This window comes from Breoghania corrubedonensis, assembly GCF_003053845.1.
Lineage (GTDB): Bacteria > Pseudomonadota > Alphaproteobacteria > Rhizobiales > Stappiaceae > Breoghania > Breoghania corrubedonensis.
Window position 1 is genome coordinate 17591 of record NZ_QAYG01000015.1, and the last position, 23856, is coordinate 41446.

30 protein-coding genes are annotated in these 23856 nt (G+C 64.7%); 27 read left to right on the forward strand and 3 right to left on the reverse strand.

Features of this window, described 5'->3' with window-relative positions; genetic code table 11:
* Nucleotides 1-108: 108 nt before the first annotated feature.
* Entirely contained in the window at nucleotides 109-1080 is a 972-nt protein-coding gene (locus tag C8N35_RS22650) for a hypothetical protein (RefSeq protein ID WP_146177465.1), read from the reverse strand.
* 107 nt (nucleotides 1081-1187) lie between these two features.
* Between C8N35_RS22650 and C8N35_RS22655 the strand changes: the two genes are divergently transcribed.
* The 3 genes from C8N35_RS22655 to C8N35_RS22665 are packed head-to-tail and all read left to right on the forward strand — an operon-like array spanning nucleotide 1188 to nucleotide 2537.
* Nucleotides 1188-1442, forward strand: a complete 255-nt coding sequence (locus tag C8N35_RS22655) for a helix-turn-helix domain-containing protein (protein WP_107992029.1) — start codon at nucleotides 1188-1190, stop codon at nucleotides 1440-1442.
* Nucleotides 1439-2014: a hypothetical protein gene (locus C8N35_RS22660; RefSeq protein ID WP_107992030.1), complete on the forward strand. Its 576-nt coding sequence runs from the start codon at nucleotides 1439-1441 to the stop codon at nucleotides 2012-2014. Before C8N35_RS22655 ends, C8N35_RS22660 begins: the two co-directional genes overlap by 4 nt.
* Complete coding sequence (locus C8N35_RS22665; RefSeq protein WP_107992031.1) at nucleotides 2007-2537, forward strand: hypothetical protein; 531 nt, start codon at nucleotides 2007-2009, stop codon at nucleotides 2535-2537. The genes C8N35_RS22660 and C8N35_RS22665 overlap by 8 nt, the downstream gene beginning before the upstream one ends.
* On the opposite strand, the gene C8N35_RS22670 is transcribed toward C8N35_RS22665, so the two are convergent.
* The gene (locus C8N35_RS22670) at nucleotides 2522-3616 is read right to left on the reverse strand and encodes a pentapeptide repeat-containing protein (protein WP_107992032.1); all 1095 of its coding nucleotides are present in this window, start codon (nucleotides 3614-3616) and stop codon (nucleotides 2522-2524) included. The two genes, C8N35_RS22665 and C8N35_RS22670, sit on opposite strands and share 16 nt — an antisense overlap.
* 95 nt (nucleotides 3617-3711) lie before the next feature.
* Between C8N35_RS22670 and C8N35_RS22675 the strand changes: the two genes are divergently transcribed.
* The gene (locus C8N35_RS22675) at nucleotides 3712-4038 is read left to right on the forward strand and encodes a TSCPD domain-containing protein (protein WP_107992033.1); all 327 of its coding nucleotides are present in this window, start codon (nucleotides 3712-3714) and stop codon (nucleotides 4036-4038) included.
* Nucleotides 4039-4043: 5 nt separating this feature from the next.
* Here the strand turns inward: C8N35_RS22675 and C8N35_RS22680 are convergent, their stop codons facing one another.
* On the reverse strand, nucleotides 4044-4277 hold the full coding sequence (locus C8N35_RS22680; RefSeq protein ID WP_107992034.1) for a hypothetical protein: 234 nt from the start codon (nucleotides 4275-4277) through the stop codon (nucleotides 4044-4046).
* Nucleotides 4278-4372: 95 nt separating this feature from the next.
* On the opposite strand from C8N35_RS22680, the gene C8N35_RS22685 reads away from it, so the two are divergent.
* The 23 genes from C8N35_RS22685 (at nucleotide 4373) to C8N35_RS22795 (ending at nucleotide 23841) form a co-directional block, all read left to right on the forward strand.
* Entirely contained in the window at nucleotides 4373-4576 is a 204-nt protein-coding gene (locus tag C8N35_RS22685) for a hypothetical protein (protein ID WP_107992035.1), read from the forward strand.
* On the forward strand, nucleotides 4564-5244 hold the full coding sequence (locus C8N35_RS22690) for a hypothetical protein (protein WP_107992036.1): 681 nt from the start codon (nucleotides 4564-4566) through the stop codon (nucleotides 5242-5244). Before C8N35_RS22685 ends, C8N35_RS22690 begins: the two co-directional genes overlap by 13 nt.
* Nucleotides 5241-6542 carry a CHC2 zinc finger domain-containing protein gene (locus C8N35_RS22695; RefSeq protein ID WP_107992037.1) on the forward strand — a complete coding sequence of 434 codons (1302 nt, stop codon included), beginning with the start codon at nucleotides 5241-5243 and terminating at the stop codon, nucleotides 6540-6542. Before C8N35_RS22690 ends, C8N35_RS22695 begins: the two co-directional genes overlap by 4 nt.
* A complete protein-coding gene (locus C8N35_RS22700) occupies nucleotides 6539-7996 on the forward strand; it encodes a primase-helicase family protein (RefSeq protein WP_107992038.1) in 1458 nt (485 codons plus the stop codon). Before C8N35_RS22695 ends, C8N35_RS22700 begins: the two co-directional genes overlap by 4 nt.
* Nucleotides 7997-8312: 316 nt before the next feature.
* The gene (locus C8N35_RS22705; RefSeq protein WP_107992039.1) at nucleotides 8313-8966 is read left to right on the forward strand and encodes a hypothetical protein; all 654 of its coding nucleotides are present in this window, start codon (nucleotides 8313-8315) and stop codon (nucleotides 8964-8966) included.
* A 102-nt stretch (nucleotides 8967-9068) separates the two neighbouring features.
* Complete coding sequence (locus tag C8N35_RS22710; RefSeq protein ID WP_107992040.1) at nucleotides 9069-9632, forward strand: phage tail protein; 564 nt, start codon at nucleotides 9069-9071, stop codon at nucleotides 9630-9632.
* Between the two features lie 149 nt (nucleotides 9633-9781).
* Nucleotides 9782-10381: a MarR family transcriptional regulator gene (locus C8N35_RS22715; RefSeq protein WP_107992041.1), complete on the forward strand. Its 600-nt coding sequence runs from the start codon at nucleotides 9782-9784 to the stop codon at nucleotides 10379-10381.
* The gene (locus tag C8N35_RS22720; protein ID WP_107992042.1) at nucleotides 10378-12390 is read left to right on the forward strand and encodes a phage terminase large subunit family protein; all 2013 of its coding nucleotides are present in this window, start codon (nucleotides 10378-10380) and stop codon (nucleotides 12388-12390) included. Before C8N35_RS22715 ends, C8N35_RS22720 begins: the two co-directional genes overlap by 4 nt.
* Nucleotides 12387-14012 carry a phage portal protein gene (locus C8N35_RS22725; protein WP_107992043.1) on the forward strand — a complete coding sequence of 542 codons (1626 nt, stop codon included), beginning with the start codon at nucleotides 12387-12389 and terminating at the stop codon, nucleotides 14010-14012. Before C8N35_RS22720 ends, C8N35_RS22725 begins: the two co-directional genes overlap by 4 nt.
* Nucleotides 14009-14272 (forward strand): hypothetical protein, encoded by a 264-nt coding sequence (locus tag C8N35_RS22730; RefSeq protein ID WP_107992044.1) that lies wholly within the window; start codon nucleotides 14009-14011, stop codon nucleotides 14270-14272. Before C8N35_RS22725 ends, C8N35_RS22730 begins: the two co-directional genes overlap by 4 nt.
* A 10-nt stretch (nucleotides 14273-14282) precedes the next feature.
* The gene (locus C8N35_RS22735) at nucleotides 14283-15374 is read left to right on the forward strand and encodes a head maturation protease, ClpP-related (RefSeq protein WP_170122223.1); all 1092 of its coding nucleotides are present in this window, start codon (nucleotides 14283-14285) and stop codon (nucleotides 15372-15374) included.
* 5 nt (nucleotides 15375-15379) lie between these two features.
* Nucleotides 15380-15760 carry a head decoration protein gene (locus C8N35_RS22740; RefSeq protein ID WP_107992046.1) on the forward strand — a complete coding sequence of 127 codons (381 nt, stop codon included), beginning with the start codon at nucleotides 15380-15382 and terminating at the stop codon, nucleotides 15758-15760.
* Between the two features lie 10 nt (nucleotides 15761-15770).
* Nucleotides 15771-16793, forward strand: coding sequence for a major capsid protein (locus C8N35_RS22745; protein WP_107992047.1), 1023 nt, complete (start codon nucleotides 15771-15773; stop codon nucleotides 16791-16793).
* 10 nt (nucleotides 16794-16803) lie between these two features.
* Complete coding sequence (locus C8N35_RS22750; protein ID WP_107992048.1) at nucleotides 16804-17022, forward strand: hypothetical protein; 219 nt, start codon at nucleotides 16804-16806, stop codon at nucleotides 17020-17022.
* Nucleotides 17019-17414 (forward strand): hypothetical protein, encoded by a 396-nt coding sequence (locus tag C8N35_RS22755; RefSeq protein WP_146177466.1) that lies wholly within the window; start codon nucleotides 17019-17021, stop codon nucleotides 17412-17414. Before C8N35_RS22750 ends, C8N35_RS22755 begins: the two co-directional genes overlap by 4 nt.
* The gene (locus tag C8N35_RS22760) at nucleotides 17411-18172 is read left to right on the forward strand and encodes a hypothetical protein (RefSeq protein ID WP_107992050.1); all 762 of its coding nucleotides are present in this window, start codon (nucleotides 17411-17413) and stop codon (nucleotides 18170-18172) included. Before C8N35_RS22755 ends, C8N35_RS22760 begins: the two co-directional genes overlap by 4 nt.
* The gene (locus tag C8N35_RS22765; RefSeq protein WP_245926945.1) at nucleotides 18169-18726 is read left to right on the forward strand and encodes a phage baseplate assembly protein V; all 558 of its coding nucleotides are present in this window, start codon (nucleotides 18169-18171) and stop codon (nucleotides 18724-18726) included. The genes C8N35_RS22760 and C8N35_RS22765 overlap by 4 nt, the downstream gene beginning before the upstream one ends.
* Before the next feature lie 12 nt (nucleotides 18727-18738).
* The gene (locus tag C8N35_RS22770; RefSeq protein ID WP_107992051.1) at nucleotides 18739-18942 is read left to right on the forward strand and encodes a hypothetical protein; all 204 of its coding nucleotides are present in this window, start codon (nucleotides 18739-18741) and stop codon (nucleotides 18940-18942) included.
* Nucleotides 18943-19320 (forward strand): GPW/gp25 family protein, encoded by a 378-nt coding sequence (locus C8N35_RS22775; protein ID WP_107992052.1) that lies wholly within the window; start codon nucleotides 18943-18945, stop codon nucleotides 19318-19320.
* Nucleotides 19317-20168 (forward strand): baseplate assembly protein, encoded by an 852-nt coding sequence (locus C8N35_RS22780; protein WP_107992053.1) that lies wholly within the window; start codon nucleotides 19317-19319, stop codon nucleotides 20166-20168. The genes C8N35_RS22775 and C8N35_RS22780 overlap by 4 nt, the downstream gene beginning before the upstream one ends.
* On the forward strand, nucleotides 20165-21394 hold the full coding sequence (locus C8N35_RS22785; RefSeq protein ID WP_170122224.1) for a phage tail protein I: 1230 nt from the start codon (nucleotides 20165-20167) through the stop codon (nucleotides 21392-21394). The genes C8N35_RS22780 and C8N35_RS22785 overlap by 4 nt, the downstream gene beginning before the upstream one ends.
* A gap of 10 nt (nucleotides 21395-21404) precedes the next feature.
* Nucleotides 21405-23648: a hypothetical protein gene (locus C8N35_RS22790; RefSeq protein WP_107992055.1), complete on the forward strand. Its 2244-nt coding sequence runs from the start codon at nucleotides 21405-21407 to the stop codon at nucleotides 23646-23648.
* Between the two features lie 10 nt (nucleotides 23649-23658).
* The gene (locus C8N35_RS22795; RefSeq protein ID WP_107992056.1) at nucleotides 23659-23841 is read left to right on the forward strand and encodes a hypothetical protein; all 183 of its coding nucleotides are present in this window, start codon (nucleotides 23659-23661) and stop codon (nucleotides 23839-23841) included.
* The last annotated feature ends 15 nt before the right edge of the window (nucleotides 23842-23856 follow it).

The window sequence follows — 23856 nt, forward strand, 5'->3', positions numbered from 1 at the left end:
TGCGGCGGGGAGAGCGTGGGGGTGAAAGCGGATCGTCTGGAGGCGCGGAAGACGGACTGTGCCACCGCGCGAGAGCGCAATTCCTCCGGTACAGGCGCCAATGTTGTTCTAGGCGCGCGTCTTGCGCCATCGAGCGAGAGCGACACCGCTGCCGCCGATGCCCAGTGCGGCGAGCAGGCTGCCCATCAACGCAATGACGATCCCGATATTCTTGGCGGTGGAGGCGGCTGTATCGGCACCCGCCGCAACGCGGCCGATCCAGGTCCAGATATCGACGGTGACCGTGATCGTCTTCGGAAACTGGCGGACGGGGAGGGTGACTTCCTGATCGCCGAAAATCAGCTTGTTTTCGAGGATGACGGTGATCTGCTGGTTCCCCTCGCTCTTGGGCGTGACTTTCCACGTGAAGGTGTGTTCTTCCCCATCGGGGATATAGGCCCACTGGGTTTCCTGCGGCTCGAAAGCGAAGTTCGCGCCGAAGAGGCGGGCGCCAACCCTGTTGGTGGTTTCCGTGTTCTCCACCGCGAAGGTGGTCGGCTCGGCGGTGACGGCCATCTCGGAGCGCATGAGCTCGGAGGGGACCGCTTCGGCCTGGCCCGCGATCGCGCGCGTCACGCGAATATAGGCGTTGTGCTCGTTGGCGAGCACCATTTCGGGAAAGAACTCGCCGGCGACGGCGGTGGCGCGCTGATCCCTTGCCTTTATGACCTTGATGATGGTCGCCTGGTCTTCCCCCGTCGCTTCCTTGAAGTGTCTCGCCAGCTCCATGTTGCTCATTGTCTCGAAGGATGGGGGCGGGCCGGCTTCGGTCGCCATTACGCTCGTGCCCTCCGTGGAGAGAGAGGTCACAGTTACTGTGCCTCCAGGCCGCATGGCCTTCTCCAGGTCAGCGCTCCCCTTAATGCTCAGCCAGTTGCTCACCTCCAGGCTCGCGGAGTCTTTGCTTTTGGGCGCGGGTGCGCCCACTTCGGAGGTTGGCCGAATTTCATCTTTAAACAGAAACAGTTGGTCAACTATCGCAAGAGTGACCATGAAACCTGCGACAAAGCAAAAATTCTTCAAAGACAAGATTTTAAACATCTATATGCCTCCGATACAGGGCGTGCAAAATGTAGAATTGGAAAGAGTTATTATAGTGACACATCAATAGGCCGTGAAAAAGCACAGAATGACTTGGGGGTGGTGCGATGACACTCCCGCTTGCCTCCCGCCAGGTGCTGGCATTGTTCGTCCTCGCCCGGCGCTTTCACGCAGGGCAGACACAGGCTGCGGCTGCAAGGCTTGCCGGGGTGAGCAAACGGCAGGTGAGCCGGGCGGAGAGTTATCTGGCGGTGTCGGAGGACGCGACGGCGCGGCTGATCGCCTTCGCCGGGCTGGAACCGGCAGAGATCTCCGCCGCCGGCCGGGCGTCCGCGTGCGAGCCGGGGAGGGCGGCGGCATGAGCGGGCTTGTTGCCCAGGTTCGACGGACGGTCGAGGCGGTGGCGCTTGCCTGCGACGTGGCGCCGGCGGCGATCCGTTCGCCGGCCAGCCGGCGCGAGCGGCAGGCGCGCAACCGCGCGGCCTATGCGCTGGTGCGGGCCGGCGCGGGCAGCGCGAGCGATATCGCCCGGGCGCTGGGCTTTGCCGACAGGTCCGGGCTCAGGCACGCGGTGCTCACCCATGCGCGCGAGATCGGCCAGCCGGTGGCACGCCTTGAAGACCTGATGGGCAAGCGCCGCCCCAGGCGGATCGACCGGGCGAAGCTCGCCTTTCTGTTTGCGGCCTGGGTTGAGCGCGAAGGGCTGAACCAGGTGCAGGCGGCGGATCGGTTGAGGGTTTCGCGCACGGTGGTGCGCAAGGTCGCCAACGCGCAGGCGCTGGACGATGAAAGCCTTGTCGCCGTGATGAGTGCGGCCGGGCTGGAGCTTGGCGACATTCTGGCGCGACAGGAAGGCGGGCGTACAGCGCCGACAGCTTCACGTGAATTCTACGGTGAACACGCCCTTGCGGGGCGGGCGGTGGCGCATGGGTAAGCGCTCAGCCTTTGCCCGGGTGGAGAAGGATTTCTACAGCACGATCGACCCGCGCGCTGTGGCGGCGCTGTTGCCGCATCTGGCGCCGGAAACGCGCTATTGCGAGCCCTACGCGGGGGCGGGGGATCTGATCGCGCATCTGGGCGCGGCCGGTCACGTCTGCACCGCGCGCTATGATGTCGATCCGCGCTTTGACGGTGTGGAGCGGCGCTGCGCGTTGACGCTTGGCCGGGCGGATGCACGCGGGGCGACGCATTTCATCACCAACCCGCCATGGACGCGCGACCTGCTGCACGCGCTGATCGCGCACCTTTCCGCGCTGCTGCCGACCTGGCTGCTGTTCGATGCGGACTGGGCGCACACGCGCCAGGCGGGTGAGCTGATGAAGCGCTGCCGGAAGGTGGTGAGCGTCGGGCGGCTGAAATGGATTCCCGGTTCGCAGCACACCGGCAAGGACAATTGCGCCTGGTACCTGTTCGGCTTCGCGCCGCTCGGCGCGCCTCGGTTTTACGGGAGGGCGTGATGGGACGATATTCCGTCGCGAACGCGTGTCGCATGTTTCGGGTAGCCTCTGGTGCGAGCAAGGTAATGTTCCTCGCGGTGCCTGTTGCTCGGACCTGGTGCGTAGAGAATTCCCGGATATTCCACCCCATCAGGCATCATTGGGATCTGGTCGATCCATGCCCAACTGTCTCCTATGTACCAACCATCCCAATATCGCGCCTGCAAATGTGCAGACGAAACGTCTGCACCATAGAAGAGCGCGCTCCTGAGATCCGCTCTCGAAAAATCCGCGCCGAAGAGCATCGCTTTCATGAAATTCGCCCGCTCCAAATCAGCTTTGACGAACCGGGCGTGCGCAGCGAGCGCTTGGAAAAACGAACTCAGAGGCAGTGTACTGCCCGTAAAGTCCCATCTGCAGATATTGGCGTTCCGCAAATTTATTTGCGGCAAGAAAGCTTCTCTCAGGTTGATCGCGGGGAGGGGCGTTTTGCGCGCGAACACTTCGTCATCTTCAGTCGACGCGGCGAGGGCTTCAAGAGCCTCCAGAATATCGGCTTCTTGCTCAAGCTTGCGCCGATAGATGTATTCCGGCTCTACCTCGACGAGTGGACGTATCCGGTCCTGAAATGGCGGTGTCGGCGCTCGCAGGAAGCTTGCCAGCAGAGGGCGGACCATAGCCAGAGTGTCGTCCCGATCAGTCCGAACCAATTCGCGCAGGGTCAAAACACCAGCAACGCGAAGGGCCATTTCGCCGCTCTCCAACAACTGTGCGCCTTTTTGATAGCGGTCGACCTGCAAACCACTGATGGAGATACGGCGTTGGTCGTTGGCGTAATTTGCCTGACGGTGGGCGGAGAACGAGCGCCAACCAAGAAAGCCGAGTGTCAATGGTCCCCCGATAATCAGTATGACATTACGGAGGACGCCGGATTTATCCGCGTTAGTGCCTCCCCAGTACTCCCAAGTCCATTCGACATTCATCAACAGCAAGAGCAGGCCGAGGGCTACGACAGTCAGAAAACCGCCGAAGATCATCGCGGCGCCGGTGTGAAACTCATCTTTTTGCGGCGGCGGGGGCGTCTCTGTTGGCTGGGTCATGATCCGGCGGGGCAACGTTGCGGCAACAACGCCAGAAGAGCAGAAGCGGCGCGCTTTTGCCAGTGGCCCTCGCGCGAATTGACGAGGGCGGCCGCATGACCCGGGAAATCCTGCCCGGGCGCCGGGCTTCCGACACCATCAAATTCGGTCATGGGCCGCGCAGCTACTACGCGACCGTGGGTTTTTACGACGGCTCCGATGGCCGGCCGGGTGACCGGCCCGGCGAGATTTTTATCTCCACCGGCAAGACCGGCACCGAGCTGCAGGCGCTGATGCGCGACAGCGCGATTGCCGCCTCGCTTGCCCTGCAATTCGGCTGCCCGGCCGAGCTGCTGGCGCGCGCCTTCTCGCGTGACGGGCAGGACCAGCCCGAAACGGCGATCGGCCGGCTTTTCCAGATCCTGACGGAGGACGCGGGATGACGGATTCACTTCCGGCCCAGAAAGCTGACATGGCGATATCGGTCGATGCCATGACGGCGGCAAAGCTGCTCGGACGTGGCGTAGCACGCTTCAATGGGAGCCGAGAGGGTCACGTAGTCCTCGCCTGTCGGGGTGAGGTTGGTGGAAAGCCGGTTGAGCACGGTGCGGCAGGCGTTCAGCGCGTCTATGGCCTCTCTCGCTTCTTCGGCGGACAGCGTCGCGTTGCGTTTGTTTCGCATGGGGGTAATGCCTCACATGTACCTGTTATGTTCTCACATGGATTAGCGCCAGGCCGGGGCGAACGGCAATCCCGGAAGGAATACGGAGGGCAGGCATGAGTTCGCGGGATCTGGCTGCGGCGGCATGCGCGATGGAACGCGCGCGAATGCGCTGGGAACGCACGGCAAGCGATGCCGACTACATCGCCTTCCTGGAGGCCGAAGGGCGCTGGCAACGGTGCCGGATTGCGGAACTGTTGGCGGCTGTCAGGGACAGAAGCAGGGTGGAACAGCGGAGGCGGGTGGCATGCGCATCCTGATCGGCTGCGAGACGTCCGGAATCGCCCGTCGCGCGTTTGCCGCGCTCGGGCACGACGTATGGTCGTGTGATCTGGAGCCGGCGGAGGATGGCAGCAACCGGCACATCATCTGCGATATCCGCGACGGAATTCTCGCCTGGGGTTGGGATCTGCTCGCGGTGATGCATCCACCCTGCACACGTCTGTGCCGCTCTGGCCGGCGGTGGATGAGCGGACCCGGGAAATGGACACCGCCGAAGCGCCTGCCGGCTGGCAGAACGTGGGACGACATGCGGGCGGAATTCGATCTCGGTGTGAGCGTTTTCACTGCTTGCTGGAAAGCACCGATCGAGCGGGTGGCGATCGAGAACCCGGAAATGAACGATCTGGCACGTGACCGGATGCCGGCGGATCTGCCGGCGCCACAAATGGTGCAGCCGTTCTGGTTTGGCGAGCCCTTCTACAAATCCACGGGATGGTATCTGCGCGGAGTGCCCACTCTCAGGCCGTCGGATCGGCTGGAAGAACCGGTACGCGGCAGCGCGGAGTGGCGCGCATGGAGCCGGGTCCACCGGATGCCGCCGGGACCGGAGCGGGCGCGGCTGAGAAGCAGGTCATTTCCCGGAATGATGGCGGCCGCGGCTGAGCAATGGGCGGGCTATGCGGATGAAGCGGAGGCGGCGGAATGACCTTCCCCGACCACGAACTCGACCGTATCAAAGCCATCCCGATTTCCGAAATCATCGGGCGCGATGTGACCTGGGATCGGGCAAAGACGAACGCGCATGCCGGGGACTTCTGGGCGTGCTGTCCGTTTCATGCCGAGAAGACGCCGAGCTTTCACTGCGACGACCGGCGCGGCACTTACAAGTGCTTCGGCTGCGGGGCGGCCGGCGACGGGATCGGCTATCTGATGGAGCGGCACGGGCTGACCTTCGTGGAAGCCGTGGAGAGCCTGGGCGGCAAGCGGGATGCGCCGGAGCTGAGCCCGGAGCAGAAAGCCGCGCTGGAGGCGGAGCGGGCGGCGAAGGCCGCGGCGGATGCGCGGGATGACAACATTTACCGCGCACGCGAGCTGCGCCGGGCGCGGGAGATCTGGACCGCCGGGCGGACCTTTGCCGGATCGCCGGGAGAAACGATCTACTGGCGCGGCCGGGGGCTTTGGGCGCCGGGCCGGCCGGGGGAGCGCAGCGCGGTCTATCCGTCCTTAAGGTTCGCCGAGGATCTGCCCTATTACGCGCCGGCGCTGGGCAAGGGGCAAAAGCCGCGGCTGATCTATTCCGGCCCGGCGGTTCTGGCGGCGATCGTCGGCCCGGCCGACGGGGACGACCTGCGCTTTCAGGGCGTGCACATCACCTGGTTCGACCCGGATCATGCGGGCGAAAAGGTGCGCCTGATAGACCCGGCGACGGGCGAGGGGCTGCCGGCCAAGAAGATACGCGGCTCCAAGGCGCGCGGGTGGATCCTGCTGCGCGATCCGCGCCGCGTCGGCATCGGCATCGGCCGGCTTCGCATCGGCGAGGGCGTGGAGACGGTGCGCTCCTACTGGCAGGCGGAGGAAGCGGTGCGCGGGGCCGACGGGATCGCCGCGACGGCGTACGCGACCTCGATCGACCTTCAGTCGATGGGCGGGCCGGCCATGGCGACAGTGGCGCACCCGAGCGCCACGCACACGACGAAGACGGGCAAGGTGGTGCCGGATCGCGTGCCCGGGCCGGTGCCGGACACGGAGACGCCGCGCGCACTGCGCGCGCTGATGCTGCCCGACAGCGTGCGCGAGGTGCTGATGCTGGGCGACAGCGACAGCGACGCATTTACCGCGCGCCAGGTGCATGCCCGCGCGGCCGCCCGATGGGCGCGACCGGGCCGGCGGATCGGATCCGTCTGGGCGCCTGAGGGCGAGGATTTCAACGACAGGCTGAAGGAGCGCGCGCAAGCCGCGCTCGGCCAGGAAACCGGCACCGCGCCGGCGCGGGGGAACGCATGAGCACCGAGGTTTACGGGGAGATCATGGACCGCCCGGTGGAAGAGTATCCCGCTCAGGACGAGGGCGGCGGGGATGGCGCGCCGCCTTCGGGGGATGGGGCTCAGGAGGCGCCCAAGCCGCAGCGGTGGGGCTACTCGGTCAAGAAGCTGAACGAGGAATGGGCGTTGGTTCTGGTCGGATCCAAGGCCGTGATGGTGCGTGAGCGACCGGATGCGCCAGTGGAAGAGCGGGTGCGGATCGTTCAACTCGAAGCGTTTCGCGCACTTTATGCGAACAAGTTCACGCAGATTCTCTCAGATGGAAAGGTCCAGACCGTGACCTGGGCCAAGCGGTGGATGTGTGACAAGGACCGCCGGCAGTATGACGGGATCGAATTTCATCCCTCGCCCGATGATGATGGCGGCACGCCGGGATATCTCAATCTGTGGCGCGGCTTTTCCGTGAAGCCGGACGCGGACGCCGGCCGGTACACCGTCTTTCGCGACCACATGCTGAACAACGTCTGCGGGGGCGACGAGGACCTGTTCACATGGGTGTGGGGGTGGTTCGCTCATCTTGTCCAGCGGCCGTGGGAACGGATCGGGACCTCGATCGTGTTCCGGGGACTGATGGGGACGGGCAAGACCATTGTCGGACAGGTGATCGGCTCGCTGATCGAGCAGCACTACTTCGCTGTCGATGATCCTCGCTACATCACGGGGCAATTCAATGCGCACATGGCCTCATGCCTGTTGTTGCAGGCGGAAGAAGCCGTGTGGGCGGGGGACAAGGCGGCCGAGGGGCGGCTGAAGGGCCTCGTCACCTCCGCGACGCAGATGATCGAGTCCAAGGGCGTCGATCCGTTTCGCATCAAGAATTACGTCCGCCTGATCATGACATCGAACGAGGATTGGGTGGTGCCTGCCGGCAAGGACGAGCGACGGTTTTGCGTGCTCGATGTGTCCGCGGGCGTGAAGGAAAACCACGGCTACTTCGAGGAGATGTTCGAGGAGCTGGACAATGGCGGGCGGGAGGCCTTGCTGGCCGATCTTCTCGCGTTCGATCTGTCGGCGGTCAATCTGCGATCGATCCCGCGCACGGCGAGCCTGCTGGAGCAGAAGATCCGGTCGCTCGACCATGTCGAAGCGTTCCTGTTCGAGCGGCTCTACGAGGGCAACCTGATCAAGGGGGCGATCGGCTGGCCGGTCGATGGGTTGGTGCGGAAATCGAGGCTGTTCGACTACTACCTGGAGGTCTCGGACAAGGTCGGCATCAAGCGACGATCGGAGCAGACGGTGTTCGGCATGAAGATGCAGCGTGTGCTGCCGTGTGTCGGCACGGTGCGGCGATATGACGAGGAGGTGGGCGGGCAGGCGTGGTTCTACCGGTTTCCCGCGCTGGAAGAGGCGCGCGTGGCATTCGAAGCCGGGTTGGGACAGGCGGTCGATTGGCCGTCTGACAGTGAAGCCGCATAACGCCGGGTGCGAGAGACAGGATTGGTGGGGTATCCGACCTTTCCAACGTCTATCCATCAAGGTTGGAAGGGGAAAATGCCTTCGAAATCAAGGCCGTTGCCAACCTTGCCAACCTATCCAACCTGTTTGAGGCCTCGCGTGCGCACGCGCGCCAAGGGGAAATGGCGTTTCCCCCTTCCGGCCTGTTCTCTCCAGCGGCTTGAAAGGTTGGATAGGTTGGAAACGGGGCGTAAGGCATTGATATGAAGTGTGTATTCGGCTCCAACCTATTCTTTTTATAGGTTGGCAAGGTTAGATAGGTTGGAAGGGCGGCAGAATGCGGAAAATCATCGACATTGAAGCGCTGGTGCATTGGACGCTGGGAGATCAGGGCGTCGCACATGAATTCGGGGAGGAGGCATACGGGGCCGGCTATGCCGCCTCGGCGTGGGAGCCGATCGAACGGCTGGCGCAACTGGGCACGCTGGTCGATGGCCGGGGCGGGAGCCGGTTCGGTTCGGGGGATATCCATCGCGATGCTTTGACGATCGGGGATGCGATCAGGTCGATGGAGCCGGACGCGCGCGGGATGGTGATTTGCTACGGCATCACCGGCGGGCGGCCGTCGTGGGACTATCGGCCGGAGTTGCGGGCGGTGATCGGGGCGAACGGAAAGCCGGCGCTGATCCGCGAGCGGGTGAAGGGCCTGCGCGGCTGGCGGGATGATGTCGTCGGGTGCGAACTGGAATTGCGCCCGTCGATCGAGGTGACGCGCGAGGCTTGGGCACGATATCAGGCGTGGTGGATGGGTCTTGCGTTCCTTCAGGCATTGCTTCGCGGCAGGCTCGCCGACCACGAGGCGACCGGCCCGCGCGCACCGTTCGAGCCGTGGATCGGAACGGATGCGGAAGCGCTGGTGGGCGTGGTGTTCCGCGAACACGGCGTACGTGGTGACACGATGGCTGATGCGCCACCCCGCAAGACCGCTTGACTCGCGGCTTGGATTTGACATAGCTTTCTCACGCTAGATTAGATCTGGAGATCAGAACCGGCCGGGCAGGGCGCCCGAGCCGGTTTTTTCGTGGGCGGATGGATGTCGGCTGTCACCTATCAGTGGGAGGGCGGCGGCGTCGTCCGCCTCGCGGCCGCAGCCAGGAATACGCTCGGCTCGAACAAGGCACGGGCCGCGTTTCGGCGCGGGATCAATCGCACCGGTGACAAGACGTTCACGATTGTTCGCCGCGTCGTCGCCAAGCAGGTCGGGCTCAGCCAGAGCAAGGTCACCAAAAAGGGCGGACTGCAAAGGATCCGGGCGAACTATCAGGCGCTCGAATACCTGATCATTTCGCGCGGCGGTTTCATCAGCCTGAAAGAGTTCAAGGCCCGACAGGTCCGTCGTGGTGTGTCGGCCGCGCCTTGGGGCAAGCGCCAGGTGTTCAAGAGCGCGTTCGGCCCACGCATCGGCGCGCTCGGCGGCCACGTTTTCCACCGCACCAGTGCGGATCGCTTCCCGATCGAGAAGATGTGGGGGCCGGCGGTCCCGAAGGAGATCGTGAAGGACGAAAGCCGCAAGGCCTTCGACGAAACCGCCGCACGCGAACTGCCGCCGAAGATCGAACACGAAATCCGCCGCCTGATGCAGGGCACGGCCTCCTGAAAAACACCCGCCTCGGCCTCGGGCCAGGCACCCCCAACCCCTTAGGGACCGTACCCCCGCAACCAACCCCGCGGGCGCGCTGCCGCGCGAAAGTGGGCTAGTTTTTCAGGGTTTGGGCCGGGTTACCAAAGGTTACCAAGGTTACCGAAATGAGCGAACCGGTTACCGATGGCATCTGGGTCGGCGTGCGTCAGTTGGCGGAGATGAAAGGGGTTTCTCACCCGGCGATCTCGAAGCGCCTGAGGCGGTTCGAGGAGGCCGGGCTGGTCACCGTGCGCCGGGAAGGTAGACGGACGCTGGTGAATGTCGCGCAGTGGGATGCCGCTGCGGACGAAGTGACCGATCCGGCGCGGCTTGCCGGTGCCGAGACGACGCGGCAGATGTCGGCCGAGATGGACGCGACGAATGCCGACGCGCCGACCGGATCGAACACAAAGGCCTACAGCTACCAGCAGGCGCGCAAGGCCGAATACGACGCCGATCTCAAGGAAATCGAGCTTGCCAAGCAGCGCGGCCAACTTCTGCCGATTGCGGAGGTTGAGGACGCGATGATCCGGTGCGCGGAAAGTCTGGTGCGGGCAATCGACCAGTTGCCGGCCGGTGCTGACGACCTGGCAGCGGCCGTGTCCCGCGGCGGCGTCCCGGCACTGCGCGATGCGCTGAAGATCAAGGCGCGCGAGCTGCGGCTGAAGCTTGCAGAGAAAATGAGACTTCTGGGCGAAGACGAGAGCGACGGGGACGAGGAATGAACACGACCTTCGCCAAGGCGCTTCCGATCGTTGCCGGCGCTCTTGCCGCCGTTCTCACTCCGCCGAAGCCGATCGTTCCGTCCGCGTGGGCAAAGGATCATCTGTATGTGCCTGACGGGCCGCGCGCCTCCGAGCGCTGGGACCCGACGCTCACCCCCTACGTTGCCGAAATCATCGACCTGCTCGGGCCGGACAGCCCACACAATCGGGTGGTGGTGCGCAAGTCGGCACAGACCGGCTTGTCCATTGCGGGGCTTGCCTGGCTCGGCTCCCTGATCGAAGGGGCACCGGCCAACATGGCCTATGTCCTGCCGACCGACGAGGCGCGCAACGATTTCAATTCGGAGAAGCTGACGCCGACGATCGAGCACACGTCGGCGCTCAACAAGAAGATCCGCAAGCAGCTTTCGCGTTCCGGCGATGGCTCGACAGCGAAGAAGAAGAAGTTTCCGGGCGGCACGCTCAATCTGCTGAACGCGAATTCCGCGCCGGACCTCCGCTCGAAGACCCTGAAATATGCGGTTGCCGACGAGGTCGACGAATGGCCGGACGACCTGGAAGGGCAGGGCGATCCGTGGGAGCTGTTTGAAGGCCGGTTCATTTCGTTCCACGCGTCGGCCGACTGGAAGATCTTCGAGATCTCCACGCCCACGATCAAGGGCTCGAGCCGGATCGATGCTGATTTTGAGGCCGGCGATCAGCGGTTCCTCTTCTGCAAATGCCCGCAATGTGGCGCGCGCATCCGGCTGCTGTTCGAGAATTTCAAACACAAGACGAAGCCGCCTTACGAGCCTTATTACGTTTGTCAGGAAACAGGCTGCATCATCGAGCCGCACGAAAAACCCGCGATGCTGCGCACCGCGAAATTTGTTGCGACGAACTCGGAGGACGGCCTCTATCCGTCCTTCCATGTAGACGCGCTGACGTCGCAGCTGACGACCTGGGACAAGATCGCGGAGAAGTTCGTCCAGGCGAAGGGCGATCCGCGCAAGGAAAAGACATTCTGGAACATCTGGCTCGGGCTTGCCTACGAGATGCGGGGCGATGCTCCGGACTTCGAGCGCCTGATGGAGCGGCGCGAGGAGTATGCGGAAGGGGTGATCCCGCCGCGCGGGCTCCTGCTGACCGCTGGATGCGACGTCCAGCACACCGGGATCTGGGCGGAGGTCATCGCATTCGCGCCCGACAAGCAGAGCTGGACGGTAACGGCCCGTTGGCTCGAAGGCGATACGACCGACGCCAATGGCGGGGCGTTTCTCCTGCTCGCCGCGCTCTACGACGAGTGGTTCTCCGATTCCTTTGGAGGCCAGCGTCAGCTTGATGCGATGGCGATCGATGCCGGCGACGGCGGGCGGGCGAACCAGGTCTATACGTTCGTCCGCTCACGGCCCCGCGCCTATGCGATCAAGGGACTGCCGGGATGGACAACGCCGGCGATCGGCACACCGTCAAAGGTCGATATCCGGATCGGTGGCAAGAAGAAGCGTCGTGGCGCCACGCTCTGGCCTGTGGGGACCTGGTCGCTCAAGGCTGAGTTCTACACGAACCTGCGCAAGGTCGGGATGTCCGGCGGACAGGAGTTCGACCCGCCCGGTTATTGCCATTACGGCGCGTTTCTCGGCGTCAATTTCTTCAAGCAGATCACGGCGGAATACCTGACGGACGAACTCCATCGGGGGCGCCGGCGCAAGGTCTGGAAGGAGAGCGGGGAAAACCACCTCCTCGATTGCCGGATCTACGGGATGGCGATGGCCGATCACCTCGGCCTGCACCGCAAGACGGAAGCCGACTGGCTGATGCTCGCCAAGGAGCGTGGCGTTCCCGAAGAACTGCGCAATCCCGATCTGCTGTCACCGTTGAGTGTACGGCTGGAAGCGATGGCTGCCGCATCTGCAAAGCAGGGGCCGGCTCCGGCCTCGGCACCGTCTGGTACGCAAAACGATCAGCCGCCGGCGCCAGATAGGTCGCGCAAGCGCGAGGCGCGTCGCAACAAGTGGAAGCGTCGATGAGGTTCCTTCAGCGGCTGACAGGCAAGAAGCCTGCGAAATCGGCTGGTGGCGCCGGACCTCGGTCGACCGCGCGTTACTTGCGCGACACGCCGACGGGCATCATCCGTTCGCGACATGCGTCGCTCTCCGACAGCCGCGATGATATCCGGCGGTCCTGGCGGCAGGCGGCGTCCCTCGCTCTCGACATCGTGCAGAATTCCGGCCGGCTCAAGGGCATGGTCGACCAGGTGCTCGCCGATACGGTCGGGGTCGAGCTGGTGCTGAACCCGCAGCCCGATCTCGCGCATCTGGGATATGACCAGAAAGAGACGACGGACTTCATCCGGCTGGTGAAGAAGCGCTGGAAGAAGTACGCGTGGAATGCGGCTGAATGCGACTTTCGCGGAAAGTTTACGTTGCCGCAACAGGTGGATATCGCGCTTCGTTGGCACATCGTCTACGGCGAGGTAACCGGGATTCTCGACTACATGCCGGCATCGGTGCGCCGGCGCTATGGGATCCGGACCGGGACGAAACTCTGCCTCGTGCCCCCGACCCGGCTCGTGCAGGACACGAACGAATTCGCAGGGCTTTTCCAAGGCGTTTATCACGACGACAACGGTCGGGTGTCCGCCTTCCTGCTGGAGGAGAAGCGGAACGGGTTCTGGACGAAAGTGCGCTATCCGGCGCGTGACGGAGAAGGCCGCACAGCATTCCTCCACGTGTTTGATCCGGTGGATGCGACGGACGTGCGCGGTATTTCGGTCATGGCGGCGGGGATCCGCAAGCACCTGCAGCATGAGACGCTGGAAGACGTCACCCTGCAGACGTCGATCCTTCAGACGTTCTTTGCCGCGGTCCTGACGAGCGATCAACCGTCGGCCGACGCCTTCGAGGCTCTGGATGCGATCAAGGATATTCGCGGCGAGGATTCGTCTTCTTCCGGGTCGGAATACGTCTCGGAGTTTGTGGGCTATCTGAACGGCAGCCTGGAGCGGGCGGCCGAAAGTCGTCTGACGGTCGGAAGCGATCCTCAGGTTTCGCATCTGGCGCCAGGTGAGGACTTCGAGTTCAAGACGGCGAATACGCCGGGTCCGCAGTACCAGCCGCTTTCTGCAAGTCTCAGCCGGGACATGGCGCGCTCCGTCGGGATCACCTACGGCGCGCTGACGATGGATCACACGAACGCGACGTATTCGTCGACGCGGATGGAGAATTCCTCGATCTGGCCGGTCGTGGCCCGGCGGCGGGAACGGATCGCGGCACCGGTTACACAAACCGTCTACGAGCTTTGGCTTGAGGAGGAGATCGCGACAGGGCGTCTCCCGCTCAAGGGCGGACTCGCAGCGTTCGAGGCCAACCGGGATGACGTCACATGGGCGCAATGGCAGGGCCCGGCAAAGCCGACCGCCGATGATCTGAGGAGCGCGAAAGCGTCAAGCGAGCGACTGGCAAATGGTACGTCGTCGGTAGAGATCGAGGCCGCCGAACTCGGCGTCGATCCGGACGAGCTTTTCGAAGAGCGCCACCGCACGCACGAACGCTACCTCGCGGTCGGCATGCGCAGTCCGTATGAGCGGGCAACTGCCGCGGGCAACACCGATCCGTCCGACGGGCCGGCCGCGAAGGACGTTACCTCATGAGCGAAATCAGGATCCGCAATGACGTTCTGGATACGAGCGATCCGTGCGCGGTCGCCGAGAGGCTTCGCTCGATCCGCCTCACGATTGTTGCTGGCGGGCAGGCGGAGCGCGTCCGGTTCGGCGAGGAGGAGGTCGAATATTCCCGCGCCAACCTCACGCTTCTGGAGCGTGAGATCGCGAAGTTCGAAGACGCCTGCATCCTGAAGAATGGCGGCCGCGTGAAGAGGCGGCGTTATGCCCGCCGGATCCGGTTCGGCTGAGGAGACAATCATGTCAGTGACGATTTCGAACGGCGAACTTCTGCTCTACGGGTTCGTCGGCGAGAGCTATTGGGGCGAAGGGTTCACGGCTCTCGAAGTCCAGGAAGCCTTGACCGAGCACGGGTGGTCGAACGACGTGACTGTGCGGGTGAATTCCGGTGGCGGATACATCGACGACGGCATCGCCATCTACAACGCACTGACGGCGCACAAGGGCCAGGTCACGATGATCGTCGATGCGGTCGCCGCCTCGGCGGCCTCCGTCATCGCGATGGCCGGCGACGAGATCGTCATGCGGTCCGGCGCGATGATGATGATCCACGATCCGGCCGGATACGCCTTCGGAACGGCCGAAGACCACGAGAAGTCGCGCGCCCTGCTCGACAAGCAGGCCGACCAGATGGCGTCGATCTATGCCGATCGTAGCGGACAGGCGGTCGAGGAGGTGCGCCAGGCGATGAAGGACACGACCTGGATGACGGGCGATGAGGCCGTCGAGCAGGGATACGCGGATCGCACGGACAAGGTCCGCTCGCTTGCCGCGACCGCCTTCGACTACCGGATCTTTTCAGACACTCCCAGGAAACTCGTCGCGCTCGCGTCGAGGAAAGGCTGGTCGTTCGATGATGACGACCGGTCGAAGGCGGCGACCGCCGCTCCCACCCGTCAGAGCAAGGAGACATCCATGGCTGGCAACACTGCGGCGGACGACACCACGGCCGCCGAACGGGCTACGGCGAAATCGGAGGGTGCTTCCGAAGCCAAGGCTCGCATCAAGGCAATCATGACCTGCGAAGAGGCCGAGGGCCGTGAAGGGCTTGCGGAACATCTCGCCTACGACACCGAAACGTCGAGCGCGGATGCGGTCAAAATGCTGGCCGCAGCGCCGAAGGCGACGGCAAGCGCGACGGGCGAGGCTGCAAGCCCGGCCAACGACGACCCGAAGCCGGCGGAGTTCGAACGCCGTCGCCTCGCTGCGGCGGGGCAGGCCGCACCCGGGCAGGTCAAGGGATCCGGCGAAGACGGCCAGAGCGGTCGTCGCACCGCGCTGAAGCCGGGTGCGATCTACGCCGCGCGCCGTGACGCACAGAAGAAGGGCTGACGACCATGGACATGAAAACGGAGAAGGCGCGCAACCTCGCGTACCTGCTGAGCGAGGCCAACGGAAGCCGGTCGCGCGACGTGGTCACGATCGCGTCCGGAGAAGGCGTGCTCGAGGCGGGGACCGTCCTCGGCCAGGTGACGGCGACGGAGACGTATGTCGTCTCGCCCGATGCCGAGACCGCCGGCAAGGAGGGGGCGGAGACCGCCTCGGCAATCCTCGGCTACGGCGTCGACGCTACCGCCGCGGACGTCGAGGCCGTGGTGACGTCGGCCGATGCCGAGGTCAAGGCGCCGATGCTGATCTACCACGCCTCGGTCGACAGCGCCGCCAAGGTGAGGGCGAAACAGACACAGCTCGGCTCGGCCGGGATCAAGACGCGCTAAGGAGAAGATCATGCCTGATGAAGTCGATATCTGGGAGGGCGATGGCTTCTCCATGCGGAGCCTTACCGCCGCAGTCAATTCCGAACCCTACCGTCCCGGCCAGATCTCTGCGACCGGGATTTTTGATGAAGACGGGGTAACCTCGACCCGCGTCTCCATCGAACTGCGCGACGGCAAGCTGGGGCTTGTGGAGCCGTCGGAACGCGGCGGTCCCGGTGAGACCGTCGACGACGAAAAGCGTCGCAAGCTGCCTTTCGATATCCCCCACTACCAACGTGATGACGCTGTCAGGGCCGATGAAGTGCAGGGCATCATTCGCTTCGGCAGTACGGACGAACTTGAGACCCTGCAGGACCGGGTCGAGCGGAAGGGGGCTCGGCACGGGCAAGACCTAACCATGACGCTGGAGCATCAGCGTGTCGGCGCCGTCAAGGGCATCATCACGTCGAAGTCCGGCGCAGTTTTGGAGGACCTCTACAGCCGCTTCGGCATCGCGGTCCCCGCGCCGGTCTCTCTGGAACTCGATGTCGATGCCACCAACGTCTCGAGCCTCTGGCAGGATGTCGTCTACTCGATCGAGGACGATCTCGACGAACCCTATTCCGGCCTGCACGTCTTCACCGGCCGCGACTTTCACAAGACGATGTGGCAGCACAAGTCGGTGCGCGAGACGTTCATGTACAACGCCGGCGCGGTCGTTCTGCGCCAGGATGTGCCGGACGTGTTCGAATTCGGCGGAGCGACATGGGAGCGCTACAAGACGGGGGCGAAGGCGACGACCGATCTCGGGGCGTCCTACATCGCCGCCAACAAGGCGCGTGTCGTGCCTGTCGGCGTTCCCGAACTCTTCATCACCCGGTTCGCGCCGCCCGACTACGAGGACACGGTCAACGAGCTGCCTCCACTCGGCCTGCCGTTCTACATGCACCAGTACAAGATGGCGAACGGCAAGGGGCGGCACCTCGAAGTGCAGATGAACGCGGTTTCGCTCTGCACGCGTCCGCAGGCGCTGCGCGAGCTGACGCTGACCTGAGGGGGGAATCATGGCTGAGAAGAAAATCAGGATCATGTCTCCCCGGGGCCTGATCATCCCCAAGCAGATCGCCGGCACCGAAAAGGATCTGTGCGTTGAACCGCACAAGCCCGTATCGGTGCCGGAAAGCTATGGGCGTAGCCTGATCGAGAACCGCTTCGCGGTCGCATATGGCGCCGCGGGGAAGTCCGCCGAGCCCCAGGCTGCCACCGGTGAGACAACCGGGTGAGTGGTCCCTGGAAAGACCACCTGGCGGCGCTTCGCCGGGTGGTCGATGCCGAACTTGGCGAAACCGTTCGGGTCGAGCCGATGCGGCGCGGGCAGTACGACACGGTGTCTGATCCCGACCGTCCAGCCTTCGATATCGACGCCGCGCACCTCAGGGTATCCGGCGGTCAGGACGATCTTGGCGGTGTGGGATCCCGATCATGGTCGACGCTTATTGCCGGCGGTGAGGCCGAACTGCATGTCGATCCGGATGCGTACCCGGCGGCGCTGACGCTTCGCAAGGGCGACCAGGTTGTCGCGACGGACCGTTCGGGGGCGCCGCGCTTCGAAGTCGCCCGTGTCGATCCTGATCAGCGCAGCCGTCTCGTCCTGCAAATGAGCCTCAAGTCATGAGCCTGGTCTGTCTCCTTCTCCGATTGTCGACGGTCAAGGCGCTGTCGGGCGCGACATGGGCGGGCGAGGCCGTGCGCGACAGCGAGATCGCGCCAATCGATGCGGCAGCGGCTGAAGAAAAGCAGCCCTTCATTTCGGTCTATGTGGATGAGGGGCGCTCGCAACCGGTGGGGCGCGATCTCTTCGAAGGCGCTGCGGAGATGGCGCTCGTGCTGGAGTTCGGCATCACGGCGCAGATGTCGGTCCGGGACGAGGGCGGGCGGGAGATCACCGAGCAAGGCATGCCGGTGACCGACGCCGGCCTTGAACTGACGTTGGATGTGCTGCACCGGCAGGCATTCGCGGCGCTGATGGATCCGGAAAACGAATGGGCGGATCTCTGGCGCTCGATCGTTTCCAAGGTTGTCGCCGTGGATATCTTGCGCGGAGCAAAGGCGGACGGCGGACCACGGTTTGCCGGACGGCAGGTGAAAGTGCATTGCAAGACCTTGCGCGACCCGGCAGTCGGCGCCGCTCTCACCGGCATCTGGCCGAAAGCCCTGGCGCTTATTGCCGGCGACGCAGAGCTTGCGTTTCTGGAGCCGGTGATCAGGGGACTTGTCGCCGGTGATCCGCGTGCCTGGAAGATCACCCAGGCACAACGCGGCCTTTCGACAGACGAAGCGCGGGCGTTGAACCTCACGCCTCCCCTTCAGGCGGAAGCGACATCGCCGGATTTCGATAGCGTGACACTCGCAGGGCCGGGGCCGTCCGCATGAGCATGCAGGATCTGGCCAATCAGTTCTCTGACATCTATCGGCGTCTGGCGGAACTGGAACGCCGCGCCCGCAACCGCAAGCGGACGGGCACCGTGAGCGAGATCGACCACAAGAAGGGGCTTGCCCGGGTCCGGATCTCCGAACCCGGCGGCACGCCGTATGTGGGCCCCTGGATGCCGTGGAAGGAGATCGCGGCCGGGGACATCAAGACGCACATTCCGCCATCGGTCGGGCAGCAGGTCACGGTCGTTTCCGAAAGCGGCGACCTGACCGACGGGGAGATCGACATGTCGATCCCCTCGACGGCGAACCCGCGCCCGCACGATGGGCCGGAAGCTGTCGTGACGAAGGGCAGCGTTCGCATCGAGGTGGCCGACGAGCGGACAACCGTCACGGCGCCGAAGGTCATCGTGAAATCGCCGTCCGTCCAACTCGGCGAGGACGGCGGGAAGAAGGTCGCCCGCATCGGGGACATGGTCCGGGTGACCTACGGATCGTCTGCCGGATTGCATCCCATCGCCGAAGGTTCATCGCGGGTTTTCGCCGCTGATTGAAGGAGCAAGCCAATGGAAATCGAAACCTACGAGGTCGCGATCGCGGGGTTCTTCGCGGGGACGTGGAAGAATGTCGGCGAGCCGCTGGCTCTCACCGCGCGCGAGGCGAAGTACCTCCGGATCGACGGCAAGATCGCACCGGTGTCGAAAGGCAAGGCGAAGGGCAAAATCTCGCGTGAGGGCAATGCCTCGACGATGACGGATGCCAAGGAATAGATGACTGTGTCGTCCTCCGGCGTCGATGCGATCACGGGACAGGGGCTCGAAGGCTGGCCGCATGTGGAGCAGTCGATCGGGAAGATCCTGACCACCCGCATCGGCTCGCGCGTCATGCGTCGTGATTTCGGGTCCGACATCCCCTTGCTGATCGATGCACCCATGAATGATCGCGTGGTGCTGGCTGTCTTCGTGGCGGCCGCGATTGCGATCGACCGGTGGGAACCAAGGTTCGCATTGCGGTCCGTGGCAATTGCGGACGCCGGGCCGTCCGGTTCGATCGTCCTCGCGCTCTCCGGCACCTACTACCCGCGCGGCCACCTTGGCGACTTCTCGATCGAGGAGGACGCGCGGACGCGCGTGATGGTGAGACAATGACCCGCTTTGCCGCCCCGGACCTGACCGCTCTTGCCGCGCCCGACGTCATCGAGACGCTCGACTACGAGGCGATCATCGTGGCGCGCCTGGCGCGGCTCGTTGAACTCTGGCCGGGCTACGATGTCGGCGCGCTGGAGACCGATCCGTTGCGGATCGCGCAGGAAGCCGAAGGATATTTCGAGCTGCTGCTGCGCGGGCGCGTCAACGATGCGGCGCGCGCGGTGCTGATCACCCATGCGGCGGGCTCTGATCTCGATCATCTCGCTGCGCTCTTCGGCACGGTGCGCTTTTCCGGGGAAAGCGATGCCGACTTCCGCGCCCGCGTCCTGCTGTCGCTGGAAGCCTTCGCGGCAGCCGGGCCGGCCGGCGCCTACGAGTATCATGCAAGGGCTGCCGACGCGCGTGTCAAGGGCGTCGGGCTTTCCGTGCCGCAGCCGGGTGCTGTGACGGTCGCGGTGCTCTCGCGCGAAGGGGACGGGACCGCCTCGGCCGACCTCGTCGCAGCCGTGCGGTCTCGGCTGATGCAGGACGATATTCGGCCGCTGACCGATGCGGTCACCGTCAAGCCGGCGACCATCACGGCTTTCGAGATCTCCGTCACGCTCGTCGTGCCGGCCGGTCCGGATCCGGCCGTGCTGCAGGCGGCGGCGAAGACGGCGCTCGGCACGCTGGCCGCCTCGCGTCACCAGGTCGGACAGGCCGTCTATCTGTCCTCGATCATTGCTGCCGCGCATGTCTCCAACGTGCAGGCCGTGCGCGTGGCGTCTCCCGCGGCCGATCTCGTTGCCGCAGCGGATGAGGCGCTGTGGTGCTCGGCCATCACGGTTGCGATGGAGGTGCTGCCGTGAGATTTGCCAATAGTTTCGATGGCGCCACCATCCTGCCGGCCAACGCGACCGCGCTCGAGCTATCGCTTGCCCGCGTTGCGTCGCGTGTCCTGGACATACCCGTTCCGCTCGCGGATCTGTGGAGCCCGGACCGCTGTCCGGCGGAGTTCTTGCCTCACTTGGCCGCGGCCTTTTCCGTCGACTTTTGGGACGGGGACTGGGACGAGGCGAAGAAGCGCAACGTGATCCGCGCGGCCGTCCGTCATCACCGGATCAAGGGCACGCTTGCCGGAATGCAAGCCTACGCCGCAATGGCCGGGGCGAAGATCCTGGGCGTTCATCGCCCGCCGGAGAAGTTCTTTGCCGGTGGTTCCGATACGGTCGAACAGCGGCTTGCCTGGCTGGAAAGCCTGCCGCAGGTGCGCATCTACCGCGCTTCTCCGGGGTTTGGGCGCCGCAAGGCGATCTATGCCGGCGGCGCAGCGCATCCTTTCTTTCTGCCGCGCCGGACCGCCTGGCCCTCGACGGCGGCCGAACGTCGCCGCCCGCGCGCGGTGCTGATCCGCGATGGCGCGGAGACGGTCATCGGCATCGCCACCGATGCGGACGGTGTCCGCTGCGTGATCCTGCGGCGTGCGCTCGGCCGCCGTCTTGCGGCGTCCTTTGCCGCCGGGCGCCGGTTTGCGTTGTCCTCCACGGCCGCGTCCACCGTCGCGCCGATCTCGGCCGAACCGGGCATCGACGATCCGGCGCTTGCCCGCCCGCTCCGCCCGGCGGGCACCGGCAACGGCATCCTGCCGGCGATCGGCTCCGATCCGCGTGCCATCGGCCGCGCCTGGTTTGCGAGCGCTCCGGCGCTGATGCGCTATGCGGGGTATCCGACGGCGGCTGAACGGATCTTCGAACGCATCCCGATCCAGGACGATCTGGCACCGGCGGAACCGCGCAAGGCAACCGCGTTCGCCGGCGTCACGCGCCTTGCCGTTCCGGCGCACACGGCGGAGCTGAAGACCTCGATCCCCGGCCGCGGGCTGAAGAACAGTTTCTTTGCGGGCGCCAGTCCCGCCGGCGCCTTTGCCGCCCGCGTGGACAAGGCACGGCTTGAGCGAACCTTCGCCGCGCTCAAGTCCGCCAAACGGCTGTCCGATCGCATCCTGATCGACACGCGCACCTACCGGCCGTTTACGGCCGGGCAAACCCTTTTTGCCGGCCAGGACATCCGCGCCGGCCGGATGACACGCGCTTGAGGAGCCCCGCATGACCGACCGTCAGGTGATCATCAACGACTACCAGGAGGTTCCGGCCTCCGACTTCATGGCGATGCAGGACTATGCCCAAGCCGGTGTGGACGCCCTGGTCAAGTACGCCATCCATGACGGCCAGGCCTATGCCGGCTTCACCGTCACCGGCTCCGGCACCTTCGAGGTGACGATCGCGCCCGGCATCTATGTGAGCGCCGGCAAGATGTACGTGACGCGGGCCGCCGCGACGCGGGATCTGGTTGAGTATCAGCCGGTGGCGAACAAGGTCGCGGTGGCGATCGTCGTCTGGGGCGCGTCCGTCGACCAGTCGCCCGAATATCGCGACTTCGTGGTGAACCTGGAAACCGAGGAAACCGAAGCCCGCCAGGTCAACCTGGAGCGCGCGCGCATCGCCAATCTGGGCACCATCGGCGGGGTGGAAAGCGGCGATCCGCAATATCCCACGATCCCGCTCGACCGCATCGCGATCGCCTACGTGATCCTGACGCCGACCGGCATCGAGGAGATCATCACCAACACGGTGAACGATCTGGCCTCCAGCCGGCGCAACGACCAGCGTCTCGACGTGATCGAGGACTGGCAGGCGCTCGCCGAGCCGCGGATCTCCACCATCGCCACCGATGTCGCGAACCTCTCCAACGCTCAGAGCGGCCGGGTGACGAGCGAGGATCTGTTTCAGGTCGCCGGCGATGTCGCGCGGTTGAAGGAAGCCGCCGGCCTGCCGGATGACTATGCCGATTACGGCGCCGATCATTTCCTCGACGAGGACGAGACCGACACGGAAGATCTGGAATATCTCGCCAAGGTCGAGGAAGGCATCCGGTTTGCTCCCGCCAACAAGGCGACGAGCGAGCTGGCGCTGTTCTCCTCGATCAACGCCCAGGTGACGCTGACCAACGGCCTGTTGCTGCCGAAGTTCACGAGCGCCCTGCGCACGTCGGTCACCGGCTATGTCGGCGAGCAGTCGATCACGCAGTACACGCAGACTTCGTTTGACGTCGTGCAGAAGGCCATGTCGCGGCAGCGCATCCGGTTCGGGCAGATCTTCGAGGTCTGCACGAATTCCGCCTGGTGGCGGTCGGGCAGCTACGACCCGGTCACCAACATCTTCACGCGCGACGGCGAGACCTTCGAAGTGGTCGAGAGCTTCCGCGAACACACCCACAACCACCTGTCCTATCGCATCGCGCAGTTCTGGACGGACAGCTACGAGGAGCCCTATTGGGACGTCGTCACCTCGACCTACACGCTGAACGGTGCCCAGGTCGCGCAGACCTTCCTCAACTCGCAGGCCGGGTGGCTGACCGGCGTCGATCTCACTTTCACGCGGCGCGGCACGTCGGGCAACGTGCATCTGACCATCTGCGAACTGACCCCGTCCGGCACGCCCGATCTGGCGAACGCGATCCAGCAGACGACGATCGATTTCCTCAATCTCAGGCAGTACCCGGCGGCGACCACGGTCAGCTTCACGCCGACCTACCTGACCGCCGGCAAGCGTTACGCGATGGTGCTGACCACGCAGGGCGACCACTATATCGGCATGGCGGACGGCGGCGCCTATCTCTCGGGCACGTTCTTTTACAGCACGGACGGCGCCTATTTCGCCGGCGACATCACCAAGGACATGATGTTCGGCCTGCGCTTTGCGAAGTTCTCAGGCTCCCGCGTGGCGGTCGATCTGCAGCCGCTCAATCTCGACGGCGGCATCGCCGGCATCGATCTGCTCTCGTCGATGGTAACGCCTGACGCCTGCGACCTGACCTTCCAGGTGCAGCTCAACACGGGCTGGGTGCCGGTCTCCGAGATCTCCACCAACGCGCTCGCCGGCCTGCCGCCGCTGCTGCCGCTGCAGGCGGTCTTCCAGGGCACGCCGGATCTGCATGCCGGGCTGTTTCTCGCCGGGTCTGAGGTGAGCGTGGAGCGGCCGCGCACGACCTTCAAGCACATCTCCACGCCGCGCATTCTGGCGGGCGCGTCGGACACGGTGCGGGTCGAGTGGTCGCTCGGCAACTGGAACGCCCCCCATCACACATTCACCGCCGTGCTGCGGGCCGGCGGCGTCGACGAGAGCCCGGACGTGGTCGAGGACACCGCGCTGCCCGACAACCGGCTGCGCCGCGTCATGACCTTCAACCTGGATGCCCCGGTCGCCTCGTTCCAGATCGTCGCGTCGGGCACCACCACCACCGCGCTCGACGTCTTTCTCGTCGAAGAGCGCGTCGACATCGAATTCTAGGAGATCTCCCATGACCGCCAAGAAAACGCCCGCCTATGAGCCGGACACGACCTACGAGGTGAAATTCGCCAAAGTCACCACGTTTCGCCGCACGACTTTCCGTCCGCGCGGCACCTATCCCACCGTCAAGGGCAAGGTGCTGAACGAGCTGCCCGCCGACGCGATCGCCAGCGCGACGCCGGTCTCGGCCTGATCCATCCTGGAGAGC

What these genes read in the sequence shown, in the direction of transcription:
- C8N35_RS22650 (WP_146177465.1), bottom strand. Translation starts at nt 1,080, where the DNA reads ATGTTTAAAATCTTGTCTTTGAAGAATTTTTGCTTTGTCGCAGGTTTC.
- C8N35_RS22655 (WP_107992029.1), top strand. Translation starts at nt 1,188, where the DNA reads ATGACACTCCCGCTTGCCTCCCGCCAGGTGCTGGCATTGTTCGTCCTC.
- C8N35_RS22660 (WP_107992030.1), top strand. Translation starts at nt 1,439, where the DNA reads ATGAGCGGGCTTGTTGCCCAGGTTCGACGGACGGTCGAGGCGGTGGCG.
- C8N35_RS22665 (WP_107992031.1), top strand. Translation starts at nt 2,007, where the DNA reads ATGGGTAAGCGCTCAGCCTTTGCCCGGGTGGAGAAGGATTTCTACAGC.
- C8N35_RS22670 (WP_107992032.1), bottom strand. Translation starts at nt 3,616, where the DNA reads ATGACCCAGCCAACAGAGACGCCCCCGCCGCCGCAAAAAGATGAGTTT.
- C8N35_RS22675 (WP_107992033.1), top strand. Translation starts at nt 3,712, where the DNA reads ATGACCCGGGAAATCCTGCCCGGGCGCCGGGCTTCCGACACCATCAAA.
- C8N35_RS22680 (WP_107992034.1), bottom strand. Translation starts at nt 4,277, where the DNA reads ATGCGAAACAAACGCAACGCGACGCTGTCCGCCGAAGAAGCGAGAGAG.
- C8N35_RS22685 (WP_107992035.1), top strand. Translation starts at nt 4,373, where the DNA reads ATGAGTTCGCGGGATCTGGCTGCGGCGGCATGCGCGATGGAACGCGCG.
- C8N35_RS22690 (WP_107992036.1), top strand. Translation starts at nt 4,564, where the DNA reads ATGCGCATCCTGATCGGCTGCGAGACGTCCGGAATCGCCCGTCGCGCG.
- C8N35_RS22695 (WP_107992037.1), top strand. Translation starts at nt 5,241, where the DNA reads ATGACCTTCCCCGACCACGAACTCGACCGTATCAAAGCCATCCCGATT.
- C8N35_RS22700 (WP_107992038.1), top strand. Translation starts at nt 6,539, where the DNA reads ATGAGCACCGAGGTTTACGGGGAGATCATGGACCGCCCGGTGGAAGAG.
- C8N35_RS22705 (WP_107992039.1), top strand. Translation starts at nt 8,313, where the DNA reads ATGCGGAAAATCATCGACATTGAAGCGCTGGTGCATTGGACGCTGGGA.
- C8N35_RS22710 (WP_107992040.1), top strand. Translation starts at nt 9,069, where the DNA reads ATGTCGGCTGTCACCTATCAGTGGGAGGGCGGCGGCGTCGTCCGCCTC.
- C8N35_RS22715 (WP_107992041.1), top strand. Translation starts at nt 9,782, where the DNA reads ATGAGCGAACCGGTTACCGATGGCATCTGGGTCGGCGTGCGTCAGTTG.
- C8N35_RS22720 (WP_107992042.1), top strand. Translation starts at nt 10,378, where the DNA reads ATGAACACGACCTTCGCCAAGGCGCTTCCGATCGTTGCCGGCGCTCTT.
- C8N35_RS22725 (WP_107992043.1), top strand. Translation starts at nt 12,387, where the DNA reads ATGAGGTTCCTTCAGCGGCTGACAGGCAAGAAGCCTGCGAAATCGGCT.
- C8N35_RS22730 (WP_107992044.1), top strand. Translation starts at nt 14,009, where the DNA reads ATGAGCGAAATCAGGATCCGCAATGACGTTCTGGATACGAGCGATCCG.
- C8N35_RS22735 (WP_170122223.1), top strand. Translation starts at nt 14,283, where the DNA reads ATGTCAGTGACGATTTCGAACGGCGAACTTCTGCTCTACGGGTTCGTC.
- C8N35_RS22740 (WP_107992046.1), top strand. Translation starts at nt 15,380, where the DNA reads ATGGACATGAAAACGGAGAAGGCGCGCAACCTCGCGTACCTGCTGAGC.
- C8N35_RS22745 (WP_107992047.1), top strand. Translation starts at nt 15,771, where the DNA reads ATGCCTGATGAAGTCGATATCTGGGAGGGCGATGGCTTCTCCATGCGG.
- C8N35_RS22750 (WP_107992048.1), top strand. Translation starts at nt 16,804, where the DNA reads ATGGCTGAGAAGAAAATCAGGATCATGTCTCCCCGGGGCCTGATCATC.
- C8N35_RS22760 (WP_107992050.1), top strand. Translation starts at nt 17,411, where the DNA reads ATGAGCCTGGTCTGTCTCCTTCTCCGATTGTCGACGGTCAAGGCGCTG.
- C8N35_RS22765 (WP_245926945.1), top strand. Translation starts at nt 18,169, where the DNA reads ATGAGCATGCAGGATCTGGCCAATCAGTTCTCTGACATCTATCGGCGT.
- C8N35_RS22770 (WP_107992051.1), top strand. Translation starts at nt 18,739, where the DNA reads ATGGAAATCGAAACCTACGAGGTCGCGATCGCGGGGTTCTTCGCGGGG.
- C8N35_RS22775 (WP_107992052.1), top strand. Translation starts at nt 18,943, where the DNA reads ATGACTGTGTCGTCCTCCGGCGTCGATGCGATCACGGGACAGGGGCTC.
- C8N35_RS22780 (WP_107992053.1), top strand. Translation starts at nt 19,317, where the DNA reads ATGACCCGCTTTGCCGCCCCGGACCTGACCGCTCTTGCCGCGCCCGAC.
- C8N35_RS22790 (WP_107992055.1), top strand. Translation starts at nt 21,405, where the DNA reads ATGACCGACCGTCAGGTGATCATCAACGACTACCAGGAGGTTCCGGCC.
- C8N35_RS22795 (WP_107992056.1), top strand. Translation starts at nt 23,659, where the DNA reads ATGACCGCCAAGAAAACGCCCGCCTATGAGCCGGACACGACCTACGAG.